This is a genomic window from Pseudomonas sp. NFX98 (assembly GCF_047784845.1).
In the GTDB taxonomy this organism is placed as follows: Bacteria; Pseudomonadota; Gammaproteobacteria; order Pseudomonadales; family Pseudomonadaceae; genus Aquipseudomonas.
This window is the reverse complement of sequence record NZ_JBLNNF010000021.1, coordinates 1-20385: the sequence shown is the minus strand read 5'-3', so window position 1 is coordinate 20385 and position 20385 is coordinate 1. Positions and strand designations below refer to the sequence as shown.

Sequence of the window (20385 nt, the reverse complement as noted above, 5' to 3'; positions counted from 1 at the left end):
AGGCTGCGATCTTTTTGGACTCACCCGAACATCAGGTGAACTCGAAGGTATCGGCATCCAGATTCGCCGGAAACCGCGTGCGATACGCCGCCAGTTCCGCCGCATCCAGCGTCACCGTGAACACCCCATCCGCCTCCCCCGCACTGAGCAACGTCTCACCCTGGAAATCCAGCACCTGACTGTCACCGGTATACGCAAAGCCTTTACCATCGGTGCCGATGCGATTCACCGCCGCCACATAACACAGGTTTTCAATTGCCCGCGCCGGCAACAAACGGTTCCAGTGCTGACGCCGTGCACCCGGCCAGTTTGCGGTATACAGCAGCAGATCGGTGTCTTGAGCATCACGGCTCCACACCGGGAAGCGCAAGTCGTAGCAAATCAGCGGCCGCACGCGCCAGCCCTTGAGCTCGAACTGCACTTGACGTTCGCCAGGTGTGTAGTGGTTGTGCTCTCCGGCCATGCGGAACAGGTGACGTTTGTCGTAGTGCAAGACTTCGCCATCCGGACGCGCCCACAACAGGCGATTGCGATGGCTGCCATCAGCGGCCTGAACGATCACGCTACCCGTGATCACCGCATCCAGCTTCGCAGCCTGAACGCGCAACCATTTGCTGGTCGGCCCGTTTTCCGCCTCGGCGAGTGTCTCGGACTCCATCGAGAAACCGGTGGTGAACATTTCCGGCAGGATGATCAGGTCGGCGCCGCGAGCCTGCTCCAGCAAGGGTTCGAAATGCTCAAGGTTGGCCTGGCGGTCGTGCCAGGCCAGGGAAGTCTGGATCAGCGCAACGGTCAGGTTCGGCAATGCACTCAGATCACGCATAGTTTTTCCGCGGCTTCACGCAGCGTCTCCTCGCGTTTGGCAAAGCACAGTCGCACCAGGCGCTGGCCTTCTGGCGGCGTTTGGTAGAACACGGAAATCGGGATACTTGCCACGCCATGCTCGCGAGTCATCCACAGCGACATTTCGACGTCGTTGAGGTCCGGACGAATCTGCGAGTAATCGACAAGCTGGAAATACGTACCGGTCACCCGTGTAAAGCTGAACCGCGACGGCGCCAGCAGATCGCAGAACAGATCGCGCTTGGCCTGGTAGAACCCCGGCAGCTCTTCCACGTGTTCCGGATGCTCGGCCATGAAGTCAGCCAATGCATATTGCAACGGTGTCACACCGCAGAAACTCACGTATTGGTGAACCTTACGCAGTTCCGCCGTAAGGGCCGGTGGCGCGACCACGTAGCCAGTTTTCCAACCGGTGACGTGATAGGTCTTGCCGAACGAGCTGACCACGAAGGCACGCTGATACAGCTCTTCATGGTTCAGCACGCTGACGTGAGGCACGCCATCGAACACCAGGTGTTCGTAGACTTCGTCGCTGACCAGATAAATATCACGATCACGGATCAAATCCGCCAACTGATCCAGCTCGGCACGGCTGATCAGTGCGCCACTCGGATTGTGCGGTGTGTTCAACACAATCATCCGCGTGCGCGGCGTGATGGCATCAGCCAGCTTCTGGAAGTCGATCGAGAAGTCATTCAGCCCGAGCTGCACATGCACGCAACGGCCACCGGCCAGTTCCACCGAGGGCTCGTAACTGTCGTAGCACGGATCAAAAACGATGACTTCGTCGCCGCTGTGGATAACCGCCTGAATCGCGCAGAAGATCGCCTGGGTGGCGCCGGGAGTGATGGTCACTTCGTTGTCGGCATCGACAGTGACGCCGTAGCTGCGCGCAATCTTCGCCGCCACTTGCTGACGCAGCGCCGGCAAGCCGGTCATCGGTGAATACTGGTTGTGGCCATTGGCAACGTGACGCCCGACCGCATCGCACAGCGCCTGCGGGGCATCGAAATCGGGGAAACCCTGGGACAGGTTGATCGCCCCGGTTTGCGCCGCGAGTTGAGACATCTGAGTGAAGATAGTGATGCCGACATTCGGCAGCTTACTGGTGATCATCGGTGATTCCCTGCTCTACACCCGGCTCTAACGGCGGCGCGGGGAGTCCGAGGATAGCCCAAACGGCAAGCATGAAAAAGGGCGCCATTGGCGCCCTTCCTGATCCTGGCCCTGTAGGAGCAAGGCTTGCCCGCGATGATCGCACCGCGGTATTACATATTCACCGCGTTATCGTTCATCGCGGGCAAGCCATGCTCCTACAGAAACTAGATCACACCGTGAATCAGCGCTTATCGCGGCGCTTCTTGTCGGCCTTCTTGTGGTGCGACATCAAACGACGCTTCTTGTTGACCTGACGGTCGGTGAGCGAGTTCTTGTTGCCTTCGTACGGGTTCTCGCCGCCCTTGAACTCGATGCGGATCGGCGTACCGACCAGCTTCAGCACACGGCGGTAAGTGTTCTCCAGATAGCGCACGTACGACTTCGGCACTTTCTCGATCTGGTTACCGTGGATCACGATGATCGGCGGGTTAGCACCACCCAAGTGGGCATAACGCAGCTTGATACGGCGATTGTTAACCATCGGTGGCGCGTGCTCGCCAACCGCATCTTCCAGGATCTGGGTCAGACGGTTGGTCGGCCAGCGGGTGACCGCGGACTTGAACGAGTTCTGTACGGAAGCGTAGAGGTTGCCCACGCCAGTGCCGTGCAGCGCCGAGATGAAGTGGATGTCGGCGTAGTCAACGAAGAACAGGCGACGTTGCAGCTCGACCTTCACGAAGTCGCGCTCGCTTGGGGTCATGCCGTCCCACTTGTTGATCGCGATGACCAGCGCACGGCCCGACTCAATGGCGAAGCCCAGCAGGTTGAGGTCGTGATCGACCACGCCTTCGCGGGCGTCCATCACGAAGATCACCACGTTGGCGTCTTTGATCGCCTGCAGGGTTTTGACCACGGAGAACTTTTCGACTTCTTCGTGGATTTTGCCGCGCTTGCGCACACCGGCGGTGTCGATCAGCGTGTACTTCTCGTCGTTACGCTCGAACGGGATGTAGATACTGTCGCGGGTGGTGCCGGGCTGGTCGTAAACGATAACCCGGTCTTCACCGAGCATGCGGTTGACCAGGGTCGACTTGCCAACGTTCGGACGACCGATGATGGCGATCTTGATCCCGTCTTTTTCGCTTGGGCCAGGAATGCGCTTGGCTTCCTCGCCTTCGGCAACGATCTCTTCCTCGCCGTCTTCCGGCTCTTCTTCGTCTTTCGGGAAGTCGCTCAGGGCGATTTCCAGCATCTGGGTGATGCCACGGCCGTGAGCACCGGCGATAGGAATCGCGTGGCCCATGCCCAACGGAGCGAATTCGGCGCGGGCCATTTCAGGGTCGATGTTGTCGACCTTGTTGGCAACCACGTAGGAACGCTTGTTACGTTTGCGCAAATGCTCGGCGATCATCTGGTCGGCGGCGGTGAAACCGGCCTTGGCATCTACCAGGAACAGAACGACATCCGCTTCTTCAATGGCCAGCAGCGACTGCTCGGCCATTTTTTCGTCCATACCGTGCTCGTCACCGGAGATACCGCCGGTGTCGACCAGAATGTAGGAACGCCCTTGCCACTTGGCCTCACCGTATTGGCGATCACGGGTCAGACCGGACAAGTCGCCGACGATGGCGTCGCGAGTCCTGGTCAGGCGGTTGAACAAGGTGGACTTGCCGACGTTCGGTCGGCCCACCAGGGCGATTACGGGAACCATGCGGCTCTCCACTTCGTTATTTCAGAAAATACAAAAGCCGCTGCAGGCAGCGGCTGGTGCTCGGGGACAATCACCGTGTGTGTTTTTTGTAGGAGCGAGCTTGCTCGCGAAAAACGCAAGGACACCGCGTTTATCCAGAACGCCAACGTAATCGTTGCCGTCCATCGCGAGCAAGCTCGCTCCTACAGTCCTACAAACGGTGAAGCCGCTTGGGGTTAAAACCCAAGCATAGTCGTTACTTGATGGTCAGGGCTTCCAGTTTGCCGCTGTTGCCATACACATAAATCGTGTCACCCACCACCAGCGGACGGGCACGCAGGCCGTCGCTGTCGATGCGCTCGCGGCCGACGAATCGACCGTCCACCTGACTCAACAGGTGCAGGTAACCTTCCAGGTCACCGACTGCAACGTAGCTGGAGAACACTTCCGGAGCCGACAATTGACGACGGGCCAGCGAATCGTTGCTCCACAAAGCTGTGGTGGAACGCTCGTCGACGCCTTCAACGGTGCCCGAAGACAGGCTCACGTAGACGCTGCCGAAACCCTGGGCGACACCGGCGTAGCTGGAAGCATCACGCTGCCACAACTGGCGACCGCTTTGCAGGTCCAGCGCCGCAACGCGACCCTGATAGCTCGCGACATAAATCGTCTCGCCGGACAGCAGCAGGCCGCCGTCGATGTCGACCACACGCTCCAGCTCCGAACGACCTTGCGGGATCGCTACACGCTGTTCCCACACCGGCACGCCGTTGGAAATATCGAGAGCGACCACTTTACCGGTCGACAGGCCAGCCACCGCGAGGCGGTTGGTGACGATCGGCGCACTGGTGCCGCGCAGGGTCAGCACCGCAGGGGTGCTGTCATACAACCAGCGCTGGTTGCCGGTTGCGGCATCCAGACCGATCAGACGATCGTCCTGGGTCTGAACCACAACCACATCACCGTTGTTGGCCGGTGGTGCGAGGACTTCACTGGACACGCGAGCGCGCCATTTCTCTTCGCCGTTGATGGCGTCCAAGGCAACGATTTCACCCTTGATCGTACCGATCGTCAGCAGACCGTAACCCACGCCAACGGCGCCGGAAACAGGCAGTTCGAGATCTTTCTTCCACTTGACGTCGCCGTTGCTGCGATCCAGCGCCATCACCACACCGGTCACATCGGCGGCGTAGATGGTATCGCCATCGATCGCCGGAACCAGCATGTTGTAGGTTTCGCCCTGACCGTCACCGATCGAACGACTCCACTGCTTTTGCAGGACCACTTCTTCTTTAAAGTCGGTCAACTCGGCCGGTGGCAATTCTTTCTTGCTGTTGCTGCTGCAACCCGCGGCCAAAATGGCCAGAGCCAGCAATGCTGCATGTTTCCAACGGATCACGTCACGCATCCCCTTTGGCCAGGTCGTCCAGCTTGATTTGTAGGCCACCGACCGCCGCTTCATCCGACAGTGCCGCCTTGGCTTTTTGATACGCCGCGTGTGCCTCATCGGTACGGCCCAGCTGCACCAGCAGGTCGCCCTTGAGTTCTTCACGAGTCGCCAGGAATGCCTTGTCGGCATCGCCTTCAAGCAGTTTCAGGGCTTCATCGGTCTTGTTCTGCGCGGCCAGTACCTGCGCCAGACGCTGACGAGCGATTTCGCCCAGCGCAGGGTTGGCTGGCTTGGCAACGATGGCTTTCAATTCGCTGGCTGCGTCATCGAGCTTGCCGCTATCGACGGCGACTTTCGCCACGAACAGGCTGCCGTACTGCGCGTAGGCGCTACCGCCGAACTCGCTGTTGAGCTTGCCGGCGAGGTCCGAAACACGGGCCGCATCTGGCTTGCCGTCAGGCGTCAGCGTGGTTTCCAGCAATTGCTGATAGAGCACCGAGGCGCCTTGCGACTGGTTGCTCTGATATTTCTGGAACGCCTGCCAGCCGAACACGATGACCAGCGCCAACAGGCCACCAGTGACCAGGGGCTTGCCGTTGCGTGACCACCAATCCTTCAAATCCGCCAAATTTTCGTCTTCGGTACTCGACACCCCAATACTCCTTAATCGCTAATTCGGCTGTTTAAGACAGCTTCAACCCTGCACGACGCAGGTGGCCAGGTGAGCGGCAAGCGCATCCCAGGCAATGCTTTGTTGTTCGCCCTGGCCACGCAGGGGTTTGAAACCTACCACTTGCTGGGCCATCTCGTCGTCACCGAGGATCAGTGCATACAGCGCACCGCTCTTGTCGGCTTTCTTGAACTGGCTTTTGAAGCTGCCGGCGCCGGCATTCACTTGCAGACGCAGGTTGGGTAATTGATCGCGTACACGCTCGGCCAGGGCCAGACCGGCCAACTCGGCTGCTTCACCGAAAGCGCAGAGGTACACGTCGACCTGACGGGAGATCTCTTCCGGGATCTGCTCCAGGGTTTCCAGCAGCAACACCAGACGCTCAATGCCCATGGCGAAACCGACGCCCGCCGTAGGCTTGCCGCCCATCTGCTCGACCAGGCCGTCGTAACGACCACCGGCACACACGGTGCCCTGGGCGCCAAGTTTGTCGGTGACCCATTCGAAAACGGTCTTGCTGTAGTAATCCAGCCCGCGAACCAGCTTCGGGTTGATCACGTAAGGAATGCCGGCGGCGTCCAGGCGAGCCTTGAGGCCCTCGAAGTGCACGCGGGACTCTTCGTCGAGGTAGTCGGCCATTTTCGGCGCATCGACCAGAATCGCCTGTGTGTCGGCGTTCTTGGTGTCCAGGACGCGCAACGGGTTGGTCTTCAGGCGGCGCTGGCTGTCTTCGTCCAGCTTGTCCAGGTGACCGGACAGGAACTCGACCAGTGCTTCGCGATAACGACCACGGGATTCGCTGGTGCCCAGGCTGTTGAGTTCGAGCTTGACCGCATCACGGATGCCCAGCTCGCCCCACAGGCGCCAGGTCAACACGATCAGTTCGGCGTCGATGTCCGGACCGTCGAGGTTGAACACTTCGACACCGATCTGGTGGAACTGGCGATAACGGCCTTTCTGCGGACGCTCGTGGCGGAACATCGGACCGATGTACCAAAGTTTCTGCACCTGGCCACCGCCGGTGATGCCGTGCTCGAGCACTGCGCGCACGCAGGCGGCCGTGCCTTCAGGACGCAGGGTCAGGGAATCGCCGTTGCGGTCATCGAAGGTGTACATCTCTTTTTCGACGATGTCGGTCACTTCACCGATGGAGCGCTTGAACAGCTCGGTGAACTCGACGATCGGCATGCGGATCTGCTTGTAACCGTAGTTATCGAGCAGACGCGAAACGGTGCCTTCGAAATGACGCCACAGGGGAGTCTGTTCGGGCAGGATGTCGTTCATGCCACGAATGGCTTGCAGAGACTTGCTCACTTTAAATCCTTAAATTCGTTCGGCGCTTCAGTCAGTATCAGCCGCGCGCAATAACCGCAGCGTCAGCTTCGACCTTCTCGGCCGCTTTCTGGCGGATCAAGCGTTCAAGCTCATCCACCAGATTGTCATTCGTCAGTTTCTGCGACGGCTTGCCATCGATGTAAATCAGGTTGGGCGTGCCGCCGGTCAAGCCGATATGGGCTTCCTTGGCTTCACCCGGGCCGTTGACCACACAGCCAATCACCGCAACATCCAGCGGAACCAGCAGGTCTTCGAGGCGCCCTTCCAGCTCGTTCATGGTCTTGACCACATCGAAGTTCTGCCGCGAGCAGCTCGGGCAGGCGATGAAGTTGATGCCACGGGAACGCAGGTGCAGGGATTTGAGAATGTCGTAGCCGACTTTCACTTCCTCGACCGGGTCGGCCGCCAATGAGATGCGGATAGTATCGCCAATCCCTTCGGCGAGCAGCATACCGAGGCCCACGGCAGATTTCACTGTGCCGGAACGCAAACCACCGGCTTCGGTGATACCCAGGTGCAGCGGCTGGACGATTTCTTTCGCCAGCAGGCGGTAGGCTTCGACGGCCATGAACACGTCGGAGGCTTTCACGCTGACCTTGAAGTCCTGGAAGTTCAGGCGCTCAAGGTGCTCGACGTGGCGCAGGGCCGATTCGACCAGCGCGGCCGGTGTCGGCTCGCCGTATTTCTTTTGCAGGTCTTTTTCCAGGGAGCCGGCGTTCACGCCGATACGGATCGGAATCCCGCGATCACGGGCGGCATCGACCACCGCGCGCACGCGGTCTTCACGACCGATGTTGCCCGGGTTGATCCGCAGGCAGTCGACACCCAGTTCGGCGACGCGCAAGGCGATCTTGTAATCGAAATGGATGTCGGCAACCAACGGCACTTTGACCAGTTGCTTGATCTTGCCGAACGCTTCGGCAGCGTCCATGTCCGGTACGGAAACCCGAACGATATCGACGCCGGCCGCTTCCAGACGATTGATCTGCGCAACGGTGGCCGCGACATCATTGGTGTCGCTGTTGGTCATGCTCTGCACAGCGATAGGCGCATCGCCGCCAACAGGCACGTTACCGACCCAGATCTTGCGCGATTCGCGTCGTTTGATTGGAGATTCGCCGTGCATGACTTATTGACCCAACTTCAGGCGAGCAGTCTCGCCACTGGTGAACGGAGCTACATCAACCGACTGACCGTTGTAGCTGACCTGCGCGCCACGGGCGAAGCCCAGGCGGACGGCGAACGGTGGCTTGCCGTTGACGGAAAGGCTATCGCCCTTGCGCTTGAGACCACTGAACAGCACCTTGCCGCTGCCGTCGGTGACTTGCGTCCAGCAATCAGCGGTGAATTGCAGTTGAACCTGGCCTTGACCGGCAGTCGGAGCGGCAGCCACCGGGGCTGGAGCCGCTGCGCTCGGGGCAACAGGAGCAGTCACAACCGGAGCCGGGACGGCAGGCACTGCCGGAGCTGGAGTCGCCGGAGTCGCGACAACCGGGGCAGTGCTGTGAACTGGCGCAGCAGGTGCCGGGGTGGTTGGCGCGACAGGTGCGGCAGTCGGCGCGGTCGCTGGTGTTTCGGCCGATGCTTCAGCCGAAGTCTCGGCCTGAGGCAATGCAAGCGCAGTGGCGCCTTCGGTCTGACCTTCCGCGACAGCCTGGTCTTCCGGCTCGTCCAGCGGATGAATCTGGGTCGTACCGTCGGCACCTTCGACTTCAACGTGTTCCGGAGTCAGACCGATCAGGTCTTTGGTACGCAGCGAGGTTTGATCCTGCCACCAGACAAAACCGCCGCCAATCACTGCCACCAGCAACAACAGGCTGACGATACGCAAAATAGTGTGGGAAACCCGTACCGGCTCTTCGATGCGACCCAGGCTATGCACACTGCTGCCCTGGGAGTCGGTGCCGGTGGATTGATCGAATTGCTGAACCAGAACGGCCTGATCCATGCCGAGCAATTTGGCATAGGCGCGAATGTAACCGCGAGCAAAGGTATGCCCAGGCAGCTTGTCGAACGCACCGGCTTCCAGATTGCTCAGGGAAGTGGTGGTGAGGTTGAGCTTGAGGGCCACTTCGGCCAGCGACCAGCCATTGCTTTCGCGGGCCTGGCGCAAGGTCTCACCGGGGTTAACGCGATTCGCTGCTACAACTTCGGGATGCGCCGCTTTCATCATTGCTCCGACAGGTATTGCTGATATTCCGGTGTACCGGGATAGAGTCGTTTTAATTGCAGGCCAAAACTGGCTGCCTTGTCGCGATCTTCAAACACTTTTGCCAGCCGAACGCCGAGCAATAGACTACGTGCATTTTGCTCGGTGAGCAGGCTAAAACGGTCGTAATAGTCACGCGCGGGCACATAATGCCTGTCTTCGTAAGACAACTCAGCCATTTCCAGCAATGCGCGTGGTTGTTGGCGGTTCAAACGCAGGGCTTTTTCCAGTTGCTGCTGAGCCAGATCACGCTGGCCAAGCATTGAAGCGGTCATGCCAAGGTTCTCGAACACTCGCGAACGCTCAGGATACAGCGTATCGGCGGCGGCCTGCTCAAAGCGCTCGTAGGCTTCCTTGTAACGTTTTTGCTCGAACAGAAAACTGCCGTAATTGTTGAGGATACGCGCGTCGGCGGGACGGGAAGACAGTGCCTTGCGAAAATGCTCGTCAGCCAGTTCCGGCTCCATCTCTGCCTGGAACACCAACCCCAGCGCCGCGTTGGCGTCAGGGTCGGAGCTGTCGAGCTCCAGCGCTTTCTTCAAGGGGACTTTGGCGCGTTCGGTCATGCCTTGTTGCAGATAACCGATACCGAGCTGCACATAGGCCACCCGCGCTTCATCACGGCCCTTGCTGGTCTTCATCGGGTTGTAATCGCCCGAAAGCACGCAGCCAGCACACAGGCTGGCCAACAGCAAAAGCAGCGCAAAGCGCAGGGACATAGAGATCCTCTCTTGGTTATTTCGCGGCGTTTTGCGCTACATCGTTTTCGGCGTTCAGTTCACGCACGGCGATATAACGTTCGCTGCGACGGGTGCGATCCAGCACCTGCCCTACCAGTTGACCACAGGCTGCATCGATGTCTTCACCACGGGTGGTGCGGACAGTGACGTTGAAGCCAGCGTGATGAAGCTGATCCTGGAACCGACGAATGGCGTTGTTGCTAGGCCGCTCGTACCCGGAGTGCGGGAACGGGTTGAACGGAATCAGGTTGATCTTGCACGGTATGTTCTTGAGCAGCTCGATCATTTCCACGGCGTGCTCGACCTTGTCGTTCACGTCTTTGAGCAAGGTGTACTCGATGGTCAGCACGCGCTTTTCGCCCAGGGACGACATGTAGCGCTGGCACGACTCGAGCAGCATCTTAAGCGGATATTTCTTGTTGATCGGCACCAATTGGTTACGCAATGCGTCATTCGGTGCGTGCAGGGACAACGCCAGGGAGACGTCGATGTGCTTGGACAGCTCATCGATCATCGGCACCACGCCGGAGGTCGACAGGGTCACGCGGCGCTTGGAAATGCCGTAGCCCAGGTCGTCCATCATCAGGTGCATGGCCGCGATGACGTTGTCGAAGTTCAGCAGCGGCTCACCCATGCCCATCATCACCACGTTGGTGATGGCACGGTCGACGGTTGCCGGGACGCTGCCAAAGGATTTGTTGGCAATCCACACCTGGCCGATGACTTCGGCGGCGGTAAGGTTGCTATTGAAGCCTTGCTTGCCGGTGGAGCAGAAACTGCAATCCAGGGCACAGCCTGCCTGGGACGAAACGCACAAGGTGCCGCGTTTGCCCTGGGGAATGTATACGGTCTCGACGCAGCTGCCGGACGCCACGCGCACCACCCACTTACGGGTGCCGTCGCTGGAGATGTCCTCGCTGACCACTTCCGGACCACGGACCTCAGCAACAGCCTTGAGCTTCTCGCGCAAGGCTTTGCTGACGTTCGTCATGGCGTCGAAATCATCGACGCCAAAGTGGTGAATCCATTTCATTACCTGACCGGCACGGAAACGCTTCTCCCCGATTGAGTCGAAGAATTTTTCCATTTCCTGTTGAGTCAGACCCAGCAGGTTAGTTTTTACAGTCGATGTAGTCATGGATTCACCTTCACTCTTAAGCCAATGCTTAGCGAGTGGTTACTTCAGTAGCTGCGAAGAAGTACGAGATTTCGCGAGCAGCAGCGGCTTCGGAGTCCGAACCGTGTACAGCGTTGGCGTCGATGGAATCAGCGAAGTCAGCACGGATGGTGCCGGCAGCAGCTTCTTTAGGGTTGGTAGCGCCCATCAGCTCACGGTTCAGAGCGATAGCGTTTTCGCCTTCCAGAACCTGAACGACAACCGGACCGGAGATCATGAAAGCAACCAGGTCGCCGAAGAAACCACGAGCGCTGTGCTCAGCGTAGAAGCCTTCAGCTTCAGCTTTGGACAGTTGCTTCAGTTTCGAAGCTACAACGCGCAGGCCAGCTTTTTCGAAACGAGTGGTGATCTCGCCGATAACGTTTTTTGCAACTGCGTCAGGCTTGATGATGGAGAAAGTACGTTGAACAGCCATGGTGTAACTCCAGAAACGGTAATTTGCGAAAAATTAAACCCGCGAATTATACGCGGGTTCTTGGGTATTGCCTAACCTGCAAGGACGATCAGTCCAGTTCTTCGGCCCAGAGCGTCTGAACCGCCTCCAAGACCTTCTCGCCAACACGACCAGAGGTATTGTCGAAATCCGGCAGCTCTTTGATCCATTGCTGCAGATCGACGAAATTGACAGAAAACGGGTCTACGCCCGGCTTGGCCTCGGCCAATTCTTCTGCAATGCGTTGAACATCATTCCAACCGTAGCTCATGACAGTCTTACCAGTCAGTGCGGCGCTTCGGCCGCATGGTTAAGCGAATATTTCGGAATCTCGACGGTCAGGTCTTCGGTACCGACCTTGGCCTGGCAGCCCAGACGCGACTCACGCTCAAGGCCCCAGGCCTTATCAAGGTAGTCTTCTTCCAGCTCGTCGGCCTCTTCCAGCGAGTCGAAACCCTCGCGGATGATGCAGTGGCAAGTGGTGCAGGCGCAGACGCCGCCGCACGCACTTTCCATCTCGATGTGGTGTTCGTGGGCCAGCTCAAGGATTGAGGTGCCGGTTTCGGCCTCAACAACCATGCCTTCAGGGCAGAACTTCTCGTGTGGCAGAAAAATGACCTGCGGCATCGTTATTCCTCAATCTCATTCAGGTTGCGGCCCGCCAAAGCGGCTTTCACGGTCGAATCCATACGACGGGCGGCAAAAGCATCGGTCACTTGCGACAGACGCTTGGTCTGCTGCTCGATGGCGAAACCATCGGTGCCTTTCATCAGTTCGGTCAATTCCTGCACCTGCATGTCGATGACCATGCGCTCTTCTGCGTCAAGCAAGCGCTCGCCATCGACTTCAAGAGCCGCTTGCACGGCCTCAACCAGACGCTGGGCATCGACCTGCTGCTCGCGCAATACGCGGGCAACCTTGTCGTCGTTGGCGTGCTGGAACGAGTCCTTGAGCATCTTGGCGATTTCGCCGTCGGTCAGGCCGTAGGACGGCTTGACCTGGATGCTGGCCTCGACGCCCGAACCCAGCTCGCGGGCGGAAACACTGAGCAGACCGTCGGCATCGACCTGGAAGGTCACGCGAATCTTCGCCGCACCGGCAACCATCGCCGGAATGCCGCGCAATTCGAAGCGCGCCAGGGAGCGGCAGTCGCTGATCAGCTCGCGCTCGCCCTGCAACACGTGGATCGCCATGGCCGACTGGCCGTCTTTATAGGTGGTGAAGTCCTGGGCGCGGGCGACGGGGATGGTGGTGTTGCGCGGAATCACCTTCTCCATCAAGCCGCCCATGGTTTCCAGCCCCAGGGACAACGGAATCACGTCCAGCAGCAGCAATTCATCGCCATCGCGCTTGTTGCCCGCCAGGGTATCAGCCTGGATCGCAGCACCAATGGCTACCACTTGATCCGGGTCGATTTCAGTCAGCGGCTGGCGACCGAAAGCTTCGGCGACAGCTTCGCGAACACGAGGCACGCGAGTCGAACCACCGACCATGACCACGGCGTGCACGTCTTCCAGCTCGACACCGGAATCGCGAACAGCGCGGCGGCAGGCTTTCAGGCTGCGCGCGACCATCGGCTCGATCAGCGCATCGAAGGCTTCGCGGGTCAGCTCGGCTTTCCAGTTGCCGTGGGCCACTTCGACCGACGCGGTATTGGTCAGCGCTTCTTTGGCCGCACAGGCGGTTTGCAGCAGTTGACGCTGCGCGCCCGGATCGAGATCGGCGGACAGGCCCGCGCTCTCAATGATCCAGCCAGCAATGGCATGGTCGAAGTCATCGCCGCCCAGGGCGCTATCGCCACCGGTAGCCAGAACTTCGAAGACACCGCCGGTCAGGCGCAGAATCGAAATATCGAAGGTGCCGCCGCCCAGGTCATAAATGGCGACCAGGCCTTCGGCGTGTTGATCCAGACCATAAGCCACAGCGGCTGCGGTCGGCTCATTGAGCAAGCGCAGCACGTTCAGACCAGCCAGTTTAGCCGCATCCTTGGTGGCTTGACGCTGAGCGTCATCGAAATAGGCCGGAACGGTGATCACCGCGCCGACCAATTCGCCACCCAAGGTCGCTTCAGCGCGCTGGCGCAGGACCTTAAGGATATCGGCGGAGACTTCGACCGGGCTTTTCGGGCCCTGGATCGTCTCGATGAACGGCATGTGCGACTCGCCACCGACGAAGCGGTATGGCAGTTGGTCGCCCAATTGCTTGACGTCGGACAGACCACGACCCATCAATCGCTTGACCGACAGCACGGTGTTCAAGGGATCGGTAGCGGCAGCCAGTTTGGCGGATTCGCCAACCTCGACGCGATCAGCGTGATAGCGCACGGCAGACGGCAGGATGACCCGCCCTTCTGCGTCGGCAAGCGGCTCGGAAAGACCACTGCGCAATGCAGCGACCAGCGAATTGGTAGTGCCCAAGTCGATCCCCACAGCCAGACGACGCTGGTGCGGTTGAGGACTTTGGCCGGGTTCGGCGATCTGCAGTAGGGCCATCGTTATCAGGACTTATCTGTATATCAGGCGTGCGACCGGAGCGGCACTGGGTTAATCGTCGAGGCGCTCTTCTAACTGGCGCACTTCGTAGGTGAGCTTGTCGAGGAACTGCATGCGCCGCATCAGGCGTTCGGCCTTTTCGCGTTGCGCGGCATCGTTCCAGCAAGCTGCGAAGCTTTGGTTCAGTTCATCCTGGGCAGCCTTCAGGCGACGCTTGAAGACGGCAACGCCCTTGAGGTCGGCGCTGTCCTGCAGGTCTTCGAGCTCTTCACGCAACTCCATCTGTTGCAGAAGAAACTCCGGATCATGCACCGTGACCTCCAGCGGCAGCTCGCCACCATTCAAGGCGAGCAGGTAACGCGCGCGCTTGGGTGGGTTCTTGAGCGTCTGGTAGGCCTCGTTGAGGCTCGCGGATTGCTCTAGCGCCAGCCGCTGCTCACTCTGGGAAGCGTCGGCAAAGCGGTCCGGATGAACACTGCGCGCCAACTCACGGTAGCGCGTAGCCAGCTGGTCGAGGTCCAGATCGAAACTCGGTTGCAGCTCAAATAAAGCGAAATGACAAGGAGTACCCACGACAAGCCTCAGATGTTGAAGCTTTCGCCGCAGCCACATTCACCGCGTACGTTGGGGTTGTTGAACTTGAAGCCTTCGTTCAACCCTTCCTTGACGAAATCGAGCTCGGTGCCGTCCAGGTAGGCCAGGCTTTTCGGGTCGATAATCACTTTTTCGCCGTGACTTTCGAACACCTGGTCCTCTGCGACCACCTCGTCGACAAACTCCAGCACGTAGGCAAGGCCGGAACAGCCTGTGGTGCGAACACCCAGACGAATCCCTTCACCTTTGCCGCGCCCGTCGAGGGAGCGCCGCACGTGTCGAGCAGCCGCTTCTGTCATGCTGATAGCCATCGGTGACTCCTTACTCGTCGCCAAAAATCAGATCAAGCCTTTCTTCTGCTTGTAGTCGCGAACGGCCGCTTTGATAGCGTCTTCAGCGAGTACCGAGCAGTGAATTTTCACTGGCGGCAGGGCCAGTTCTTCAGCCAGCTGAGTGTTCTTGATGGTTTCCGCTTCGTCCAGGGTCTTGCCCTTCATCCACTCGGTGGCGAGGGAGCTGGAAGCGATAGCCGAACCGCAGCCGTAGGTCTTGAACTTGGCATCTTCGATGATGCCGGCGTCGTTGACCTTGATCTGCAGGCGCATAACGTCGCCGCAAGCCGGAGCGCCGACCATGCCGGTGCCGACATCAGGATCTTCCGCGTCCATCTTGCCGACGTTGCGCGGGTTTTCGTAGTGGTCGATGACCTTTTCGCTGTAAGCCATGATTCTCAATCCTCACTCATCAGGGCCGCTCTTGAGACCCTGTAGTTGCGCTGCGTTTACCGCCGCGCTGCTACAGGACCTGTATCCGGCGGCTTCTATAGTTAGTGTGCCGCCCACTCGATTTTCGAGATATCGACGCCGTCTTTGTACATGTCCCACAGCGGCGACAGAGCGCGCAGCTTGGTAACGGCCTCGCAAACTTTCTGCGCGGCGTAATCGATTTCTTCTTCGGTGGTGAAGCGGCCGAAGGTGAAGCGGATCGAGCTGTGCGCCAGTTCGTCGTTGCGGCCCAGGGCGCGCAGTACGTACGAAGGCTCCAGGGATGCCGAGGTGCAAGCCGAACCGGACGAAACCGCCAGATCCTTGAGCGCCATGATCAGCGACTCGCCTTCAACGTAGTTGAAGCTCAGGTTCAGGTTGTGCGGAACGCGGGCGGTCAGGCTGCCGTTGACGTACAGCTCTTCCAGATGCTCGACCTGCTTGTAGAAACGGTCGCTCAAAGCCTTGATACGGACGTTCTCGGCAGCCATGTCTTCCTTGGCTACACGGAAAGCTTCACCCATGCCGACGATCTGGTGAGTGGCCAGGGTACCGGAACGCATGCCGCGCTCGTGACCGCCACCGTGCATGGTCGCTTCGATACGTACGCGCGGCTTGCGGCTTACGTACAGGGCGCCAATACCTTTAGGACCGTAGGTCTTGTGGGCAGAGAAAGACATCATGTCGACTTTCAGCTTCTGCAGGTCGATCTCGACCTTGCCGGTGGACTGAGCGGCGTCGACGTGGAACAGGATGCCCTTGGAACGCAGCAGCTCGCCGATCGCGGCGATGTCGTTGACGGTGCCGATTTCGTTGTTCACGTGCATGACCGAAACCAGGATGGTGTCGTCGCGCAGTTCGGCTTCGATCATCTCTGGAGTTACCAAGCCGTCGGTACGAGGCTCGATGTAGGTCACTTCAAAACCTTCACGTTCCAGTTGGCGCATGGTGTCGAGGACAGCCTTGTGCTCAATCTTGGTGGTGATCAGGTGCTTGCCTTTGGTGGCATAGAAATGTGCCGCACCCTTGATTGCCAAGTTGTCGGACTCGGTGGCGCCGGAGGTCCAGACGATTTCACGCGGATCGGCGTTGACCAGATCGGCCACCTGACGACGGGCGTTTTCGACGGACTCTTCAGCTTTCCAGCCGAACACGTGGGAACGGGACGCCGGGTTACCGAAGTTTCCGTCGACCAGCAGGCATTCACTCATCTTTTGCGCGACACGCGGATCAACCGGGGTAGTCGCAGAGTAATCAAGGTAAATCGGCAATTTCATGGACTATCTCCTAAATCAGGCTGGCTGGCGTGCCGTTAGCTCTGTGGCTGTCATTCGACGGCGGACGCTTCAATCTTGTCCAGGCGTGGCGCCTTGCTGTTGCAACGGCGTTGATCCTGACGCTGGGCTACTTCTTGCACCTCACGGCGAGTCACAAGGTCAGCCAAGCTGATACCGCTCAGAAATTCGTGAATCTGCAGGCTCAGATCGCACCACAAGTGGTGGGTCAGACAGGTATCGCCTTGATGGCAATCACCCTGGCCCTGGCATTTGGTTGCATCGACCGATTCGTTCACCGCATCGATCACCTGGGCAACCTGGATACCCTGCATGTCGCGAGACAGCTGGTAACCGCCGCCTGGACCGCGAACGCTGGATACCAGGTTGCTGCGGCGCAGCTTGGCGAAAAGCTGTTCGAGGTAGGACAGGGAGATGCCTTGGCGCTCGGAGATATCGGCCAGGGACACGGGCCCGTGCTGCGCGTGCAACGCCAGATCGAGCATGGCGGTCACGGCGTATCGGCCTTTTGTAGTCAGTCGCATGGACAATTACCACGGAGTTCGGAATGGGGCGAGTATGCAATTCCCGAGTATTTAAGTCAACTATAAGACCTAGTACTTTAGTCAGGTTTACCCGCAAAAGAGCGGCCGCATCATAGCAGGATCTGCGGCGTAATGGCACACCGGTCGGCGTACCGCACCTACCTGAATGCGGCCCCTGTAGGAGCTGCCGAAGGCTGCGATCTTTTGATCTTCGCCTTTAAAAGAACAAAATCAACAGATCGCAGCCTTCGGCAGCTCCTACAGAGGCATCAACCGGCCTTGCTTTCGTCTTTGTCTTTTACGCAGGCGAAGTCTTCTTCACGCAGTTCAGGCAAATCTTTCGCACAGTAATTACTGCCCAGATCCTTCAACGCCCCGCACATCCCCTCCAAACGCCCATCGACCGCCTGCAAGTGATCGAGCAACTGGTTAATGGCGCGAGCCACCGGGTCCGGCATGTCTTCGGTCACGCCGTAGGCATCAAAACCGATCTTCTCGGCCATGGCCTTGCGTTTAGCGTCCAGCTCGACATCAGGCTTGACGATAATCCGTCCAGGAATACCCACCACAGTGGCGCCCGGCGGCACTTCTTTGGTCACAACGGCATTGGAACCGACCTTGGCCCCGGCACCGACCGTGAACGGGCCGAGCACCTTCGCGCCCGCACCGACCACAACACCATCGCCCAGCGTCGGGTGACGCTTGCCCTTGTTCCAGCTGGTGCCGCCCAGAGTCACGCCCTGATAGATGGTCACGTCGTCGCCGATTTCGGCGGTCTCACCGATGACGATGCCCATGCCATGGTCAATGAAGAAGCGCCGACCGACTTTGGCACCCGGATGAATTTCGATCCCGGTCAACCAGCGGCCGAAATTCGACACCAGCCGCGCTAGCCATTTCAAGTCCGCGCGCCACAGCACCCCGGATAAACGGTGAATCCAGATGGCGTGCATGCCCGGATAGCAAGTCAGGACTTCAAAAGCGTTACGCGCCGCCGGGTCACGATGGAAAACACTTTGGATATCTTCACGCAAACGCTCAAACATCATTAATCCTTCCGCTTAAGAAGCTCACCACGGGCCGCTTTTTGGGTTTCCGTGAGGATGCCACGCAATATATTCATTTCCGCCCGGCTGACCGAGCTGCGTCCGTACAACCGGCGCAGGCGCGCCATCAGGTGCCGTGGCTTTTCCGGATCGAGGAATTCGATGGCCACCAGAGTCTGCTCCAGGTGCTCATAGTATCGTTCCAGCTCGTCCATGGTCGCCAGCTCAGCGCTTTTGACCGAGGCCACTTCTTCCTTCTCGACCTTGCTCGGCTGGCCTTGGGCCGCGAGCCAGGACATGCGCACTTCATAACTCAACACCTGCACCGCTGCCCCAAGGTTCAGCGAACTGAACTCAGGGTCTGATGGGATGTGCACGTGATAATGACATCGCTGCAGCTCTTCGTTGGTCAGGCCGGAATCTTCACGACCGAACACCAGGGCGATTTCCGCGCCCTGCCCGGCTTCCTCGACCACCTTCGTTCCGCATTCGCGGGGATCGAGCAATGGCCAGGGAATGCGGCGGTCGCGAGCGCTGGTGCCGAGCACCAGGTTGCAGCCGACCAAGGCATCTTCCAAGGTGGCGACGACTTGCGCGTTTTCAAGGATGTCACCGGCACCGGAAGCGCGAGCATCGGCTTCGTGATGCGGGAACAGACGAGGCTCGACCAGCACCAGCCGCGACAGGCCCATGTTCTTCATGGCACGCGCAGCCCCGCCGATATTGCCCGGATGGCTGGTATTGACCAGGACGACACGAATGTTTTGCAGCAAGGGAGGCGCTCTCGAACACGATAATCGGGAGCGGAATCTTACAGCGCTAGCTACCGTTAAGCCATGAAAGCGAACGTCGTCCTTCTCCTGTAGAAACTTTCTGATAGAATGCCCGGCTTTCTTTAACAACCTTAGGTGACACATCCATGCAGCCCATGCTGAATATCGCGCTGCGCGCCGCCCGCAGCGCCAGTGAATTGATCTTCCGCTCCATCGAGCGCCTGGATACCATCAAGGTCGACGAAAAAGACGCCAAGGATTATGTATCCGAGGTGGATCGCGCCGCTGAACAGAAAATCATCGACGCCCTGCGCAAGGCTTACCCGAATCACTCGATCCGCGGTGAAGAAACCGGCCTGCACGCCGGCACCGGCATCGAAGGCGAAGAGTACCTGTGGATCATCGATCCGCTGGACGGCACCACCAACTTCCTGCGCGGCATTCCTCACTTCGCTGTCAGCATCGCCTGCAAATACCGCGGTCGTCTTGAGCACGCTGTTGTTCTGGACCCGGTTCGCCAGGAAGAATTCACCGCCAGCCGTGGTCGCGGCGCTCAACTGAACGGTCGTCGCCTGCGCGTCAGCGGTCGCACCAGCCTCGACGGCGCCCTGCTGGGTACCGGCTTCCCGTTCCGTGACGACCAGATGGACAACCTCGACAACTACCTGGGCATGTTCCGCGCCCTGGTTGGCCAGACTGCCGGCATCCGCCGCGCTGGCTCGGCGAGCCTGGACCTGGCCTACGTGGCTGCCGGCCGCTTCGACGCCTTCTGGGAGTCGGGCCTGTCCGAGTGGGACATGGCTGCAGGCGCCCTGCTGATCCAGGAAGCTGGCGGCTTGGTGAGCGACTTCACCGGCGGTCACGATTTCCTTGAGAAAGGCCACATCGTTGCCGGTAACACCAAGTGCTTCAAGGCAGTACTGACGGCGATCCAGCCGCACCTGCCGGCCTCGCTGAAGCGCTAAGCTTCCCGCGACAGAGAAAGCACCCTTCGGGGTGCTTTTTTTATACCCGAAATCCCCCCCTGTAGGAGCTGCCGAAGGCTGCGATCTTTTGATTTTGTTTTCAAAAAGATCAAGATCAAAAGATCGCAGCCTTCGGCAGCTCCTACGGGGAAATCAGTCATCGCTGATAAAGTTGCGGGCACAAAAAAAGCACCCCGCAGGATGCTTCTTTTAAGCTGAGTGTCCCGTCCTGAATAAGGTTTACACCTTCTGACTTCTTTTCAGGAAGGTGTAATGGATACAGGCACGAAGCGCAGTCAGCGTGATTACACGCTGGCTTTTAAATTGTCGGTCGTCGACCAGGTCGA

22 protein-coding genes are annotated in these 20385 nt (G+C 59.1%); 1 reads left to right on the top strand and 21 read right to left on the bottom strand.

The window, feature by feature from the left end; all coding sequences use genetic code 11:
* Positions 1-31 precede the first annotated feature (31 nt).
* From ACM110_RS24750 to trmJ, 21 genes are all read right to left on the bottom strand, one after another.
* Complete coding sequence (locus ACM110_RS24750; protein ID WP_416129823.1) at positions 32-823, bottom strand: amidohydrolase; 792 nt, start codon at positions 821-823, stop codon at positions 32-34.
* Positions 811-1959 carry a pyridoxal phosphate-dependent aminotransferase gene (locus ACM110_RS24745; protein WP_416129822.1) on the bottom strand — a complete coding sequence of 383 codons (1149 nt, stop codon included), beginning with the start codon at positions 1957-1959 and terminating at the stop codon, positions 811-813. The genes ACM110_RS24750 and ACM110_RS24745 overlap by 13 nt, the downstream gene beginning before the upstream one ends.
* A 223-nt stretch (positions 1960-2182) precedes the next feature.
* Positions 2183-3652, bottom strand: a complete 1470-nt coding sequence (gene der / locus ACM110_RS24740) for a ribosome biogenesis GTPase Der (RefSeq protein WP_017340309.1) — start codon at positions 3650-3652, stop codon at positions 2183-2185.
* Between the two features lie 235 nt (positions 3653-3887).
* Positions 3888-5039: an outer membrane protein assembly factor BamB gene (gene bamB, locus ACM110_RS24735; protein ID WP_338584899.1), complete on the bottom strand. Its 1152-nt coding sequence runs from the start codon at positions 5037-5039 to the stop codon at positions 3888-3890.
* Positions 5032-5673 carry a tetratricopeptide repeat protein gene (locus ACM110_RS24730; RefSeq protein WP_338584898.1) on the bottom strand — a complete coding sequence of 214 codons (642 nt, stop codon included), beginning with the start codon at positions 5671-5673 and terminating at the stop codon, positions 5032-5034. Before ACM110_RS24730 ends, bamB begins: the two co-directional genes overlap by 8 nt.
* A 42-nt stretch (positions 5674-5715) precedes the next feature.
* Positions 5716-7005 carry a histidine--tRNA ligase gene (hisS, locus tag ACM110_RS24725; RefSeq protein ID WP_180205853.1) on the bottom strand — a complete coding sequence of 430 codons (1290 nt, stop codon included), beginning with the start codon at positions 7003-7005 and terminating at the stop codon, positions 5716-5718.
* Positions 7006-7042: 37 nt separating this feature from the next.
* Positions 7043-8152, bottom strand: a complete 1110-nt coding sequence (gene ispG / locus ACM110_RS24720; RefSeq protein WP_103394292.1) for a flavodoxin-dependent (E)-4-hydroxy-3-methylbut-2-enyl-diphosphate synthase — start codon at positions 8150-8152, stop codon at positions 7043-7045.
* Positions 8153-8155: 3 nt separating this feature from the next.
* Entirely contained in the window at positions 8156-9196 is a 1041-nt protein-coding gene (locus ACM110_RS24715) for a RodZ domain-containing protein (RefSeq protein ID WP_416129821.1), read from the bottom strand.
* Positions 9196-9954, bottom strand: a complete 759-nt coding sequence (pilW, locus tag ACM110_RS24710) for a type IV pilus biogenesis/stability protein PilW (RefSeq protein ID WP_416129820.1) — start codon at positions 9952-9954, stop codon at positions 9196-9198. Before pilW ends, ACM110_RS24715 begins: the two co-directional genes overlap by 1 nt.
* A gap of 16 nt (positions 9955-9970) precedes the next feature.
* A complete protein-coding gene (gene rlmN, locus ACM110_RS24705) occupies positions 9971-11113 on the bottom strand; it encodes a 23S rRNA (adenine(2503)-C(2))-methyltransferase RlmN (protein ID WP_150701938.1) in 1143 nt (380 codons plus the stop codon).
* Positions 11114-11141: 28 nt separating this feature from the next.
* Positions 11142-11567 (bottom strand): nucleoside-diphosphate kinase, encoded by a 426-nt coding sequence (gene ndk, locus ACM110_RS24700; RefSeq protein ID WP_007916882.1) that lies wholly within the window; start codon positions 11565-11567, stop codon positions 11142-11144.
* 88 nt (positions 11568-11655) lie between these two features.
* Positions 11656-11856 (bottom strand): Fe-S cluster assembly protein IscX, encoded by a 201-nt coding sequence (iscX, locus tag ACM110_RS24695; RefSeq protein ID WP_008084655.1) that lies wholly within the window; start codon positions 11854-11856, stop codon positions 11656-11658.
* A 14-nt stretch (positions 11857-11870) separates the two neighbouring features.
* On the bottom strand, positions 11871-12212 hold the full coding sequence (fdx, locus tag ACM110_RS24690) for an ISC system 2Fe-2S type ferredoxin (protein ID WP_060543107.1): 342 nt from the start codon (positions 12210-12212) through the stop codon (positions 11871-11873).
* 2 nt (positions 12213-12214) lie between these two features.
* On the bottom strand, positions 12215-14077 hold the full coding sequence (gene hscA / locus ACM110_RS24685; RefSeq protein WP_416129819.1) for a Fe-S protein assembly chaperone HscA: 1863 nt from the start codon (positions 14075-14077) through the stop codon (positions 12215-12217).
* Between the two features lie 51 nt (positions 14078-14128).
* The gene (hscB, locus tag ACM110_RS24680) at positions 14129-14650 is read right to left on the bottom strand and encodes a co-chaperone HscB (protein WP_416129818.1); all 522 of its coding nucleotides are present in this window, start codon (positions 14648-14650) and stop codon (positions 14129-14131) included.
* Positions 14651-14658: 8 nt separating this feature from the next.
* Entirely contained in the window at positions 14659-14982 is a 324-nt protein-coding gene (iscA, locus tag ACM110_RS24675) for an iron-sulfur cluster assembly protein IscA (RefSeq protein WP_003227904.1), read from the bottom strand.
* Between the two features lie 27 nt (positions 14983-15009).
* Entirely contained in the window at positions 15010-15396 is a 387-nt protein-coding gene (gene iscU / locus ACM110_RS24670; RefSeq protein WP_007974006.1) for a Fe-S cluster assembly scaffold IscU, read from the bottom strand.
* A gap of 101 nt (positions 15397-15497) precedes the next feature.
* The gene (locus ACM110_RS24665; protein WP_034150842.1) at positions 15498-16712 is read right to left on the bottom strand and encodes an IscS subfamily cysteine desulfurase; all 1215 of its coding nucleotides are present in this window, start codon (positions 16710-16712) and stop codon (positions 15498-15500) included.
* 50 nt (positions 16713-16762) lie between these two features.
* Positions 16763-17254, bottom strand: coding sequence for a Fe-S cluster assembly transcriptional regulator IscR (gene iscR / locus ACM110_RS24660; protein ID WP_007903581.1), 492 nt, complete (start codon positions 17252-17254; stop codon positions 16763-16765).
* A 269-nt stretch (positions 17255-17523) separates the two neighbouring features.
* Positions 17524-18300: a serine O-acetyltransferase gene (gene cysE / locus ACM110_RS24655; RefSeq protein ID WP_416129817.1), complete on the bottom strand. Its 777-nt coding sequence runs from the start codon at positions 18298-18300 to the stop codon at positions 17524-17526.
* A 2-nt stretch (positions 18301-18302) separates the two neighbouring features.
* On the bottom strand, positions 18303-19073 hold the full coding sequence (gene trmJ, locus ACM110_RS24650; RefSeq protein ID WP_416129816.1) for a tRNA (cytosine(32)/uridine(32)-2'-O)-methyltransferase TrmJ: 771 nt from the start codon (positions 19071-19073) through the stop codon (positions 18303-18305).
* A gap of 146 nt (positions 19074-19219) precedes the next feature.
* Here trmJ and suhB point away from each other — a divergent pair, with 146 nt between their 5' ends.
* On the top strand, positions 19220-20038 hold the full coding sequence (gene suhB, locus ACM110_RS24645) for an inositol-phosphate phosphatase (RefSeq protein WP_016984379.1): 819 nt from the start codon (positions 19220-19222) through the stop codon (positions 20036-20038).
* The last annotated feature ends 347 nt before the right edge of the window (positions 20039-20385 follow it).

Coding starts and splice junctions, on each gene's coding strand:
- fdx (WP_060543107.1), bottom strand. CDS start 12,212: ATGCCGCAGGTCATTTTTCTGCCACACGAGAAGTTCTGCCCTGAAGGC.
- rlmN (WP_150701938.1), bottom strand. CDS start 11,113: ATGACTACATCGACTGTAAAAACTAACCTGCTGGGTCTGACTCAACAG.
- iscR (WP_007903581.1), bottom strand. CDS start 17,254: ATGCGACTGACTACAAAAGGCCGATACGCCGTGACCGCCATGCTCGAT.
- pilW (WP_416129820.1), bottom strand. CDS start 9,954: ATGTCCCTGCGCTTTGCGCTGCTTTTGCTGTTGGCCAGCCTGTGTGCT.
- iscX (WP_008084655.1), bottom strand. CDS start 11,856: ATGAGCTACGGTTGGAATGATGTTCAACGCATTGCAGAAGAATTGGCC.
- ACM110_RS24715 (WP_416129821.1), bottom strand. CDS start 9,196: ATGAAAGCGGCGCATCCCGAAGTTGTAGCAGCGAATCGCGTTAACCCC.
- bamB (WP_338584899.1), bottom strand. CDS start 5,039: ATGCGTGACGTGATCCGTTGGAAACATGCAGCATTGCTGGCTCTGGCC.
- ACM110_RS24665 (WP_034150842.1), bottom strand. CDS start 16,712: ATGAAATTGCCGATTTACCTTGATTACTCTGCGACTACCCCGGTTGAT.
- ACM110_RS24750 (WP_416129823.1), bottom strand. CDS start 823: ATGCGTGATCTGAGTGCATTGCCGAACCTGACCGTTGCGCTGATCCAG.
- suhB (WP_016984379.1), top strand. CDS start 19,220: ATGCAGCCCATGCTGAATATCGCGCTGCGCGCCGCCCGCAGCGCCAGT.
- ispG (WP_103394292.1), bottom strand. CDS start 8,152: ATGCACGGCGAATCTCCAATCAAACGACGCGAATCGCGCAAGATCTGG.
- iscU (WP_007974006.1), bottom strand. CDS start 15,396: ATGGCTTACAGCGAAAAGGTCATCGACCACTACGAAAACCCGCGCAAC.
- ndk (WP_007916882.1), bottom strand. CDS start 11,567: ATGGCTGTTCAACGTACTTTCTCCATCATCAAGCCTGACGCAGTTGCA.
- der (WP_017340309.1), bottom strand. CDS start 3,652: ATGGTTCCCGTAATCGCCCTGGTGGGCCGACCGAACGTCGGCAAGTCC.
- cysE (WP_416129817.1), bottom strand. CDS start 18,300: ATGTTTGAGCGTTTGCGTGAAGATATCCAAAGTGTTTTCCATCGTGAC.
- ACM110_RS24745 (WP_416129822.1), bottom strand. CDS start 1,959: ATGATCACCAGTAAGCTGCCGAATGTCGGCATCACTATCTTCACTCAG.
- iscA (WP_003227904.1), bottom strand. CDS start 14,982: ATGGCTATCAGCATGACAGAAGCGGCTGCTCGACACGTGCGGCGCTCC.
- hscA (WP_416129819.1), bottom strand. CDS start 14,077: ATGGCCCTACTGCAGATCGCCGAACCCGGCCAAAGTCCTCAACCGCAC.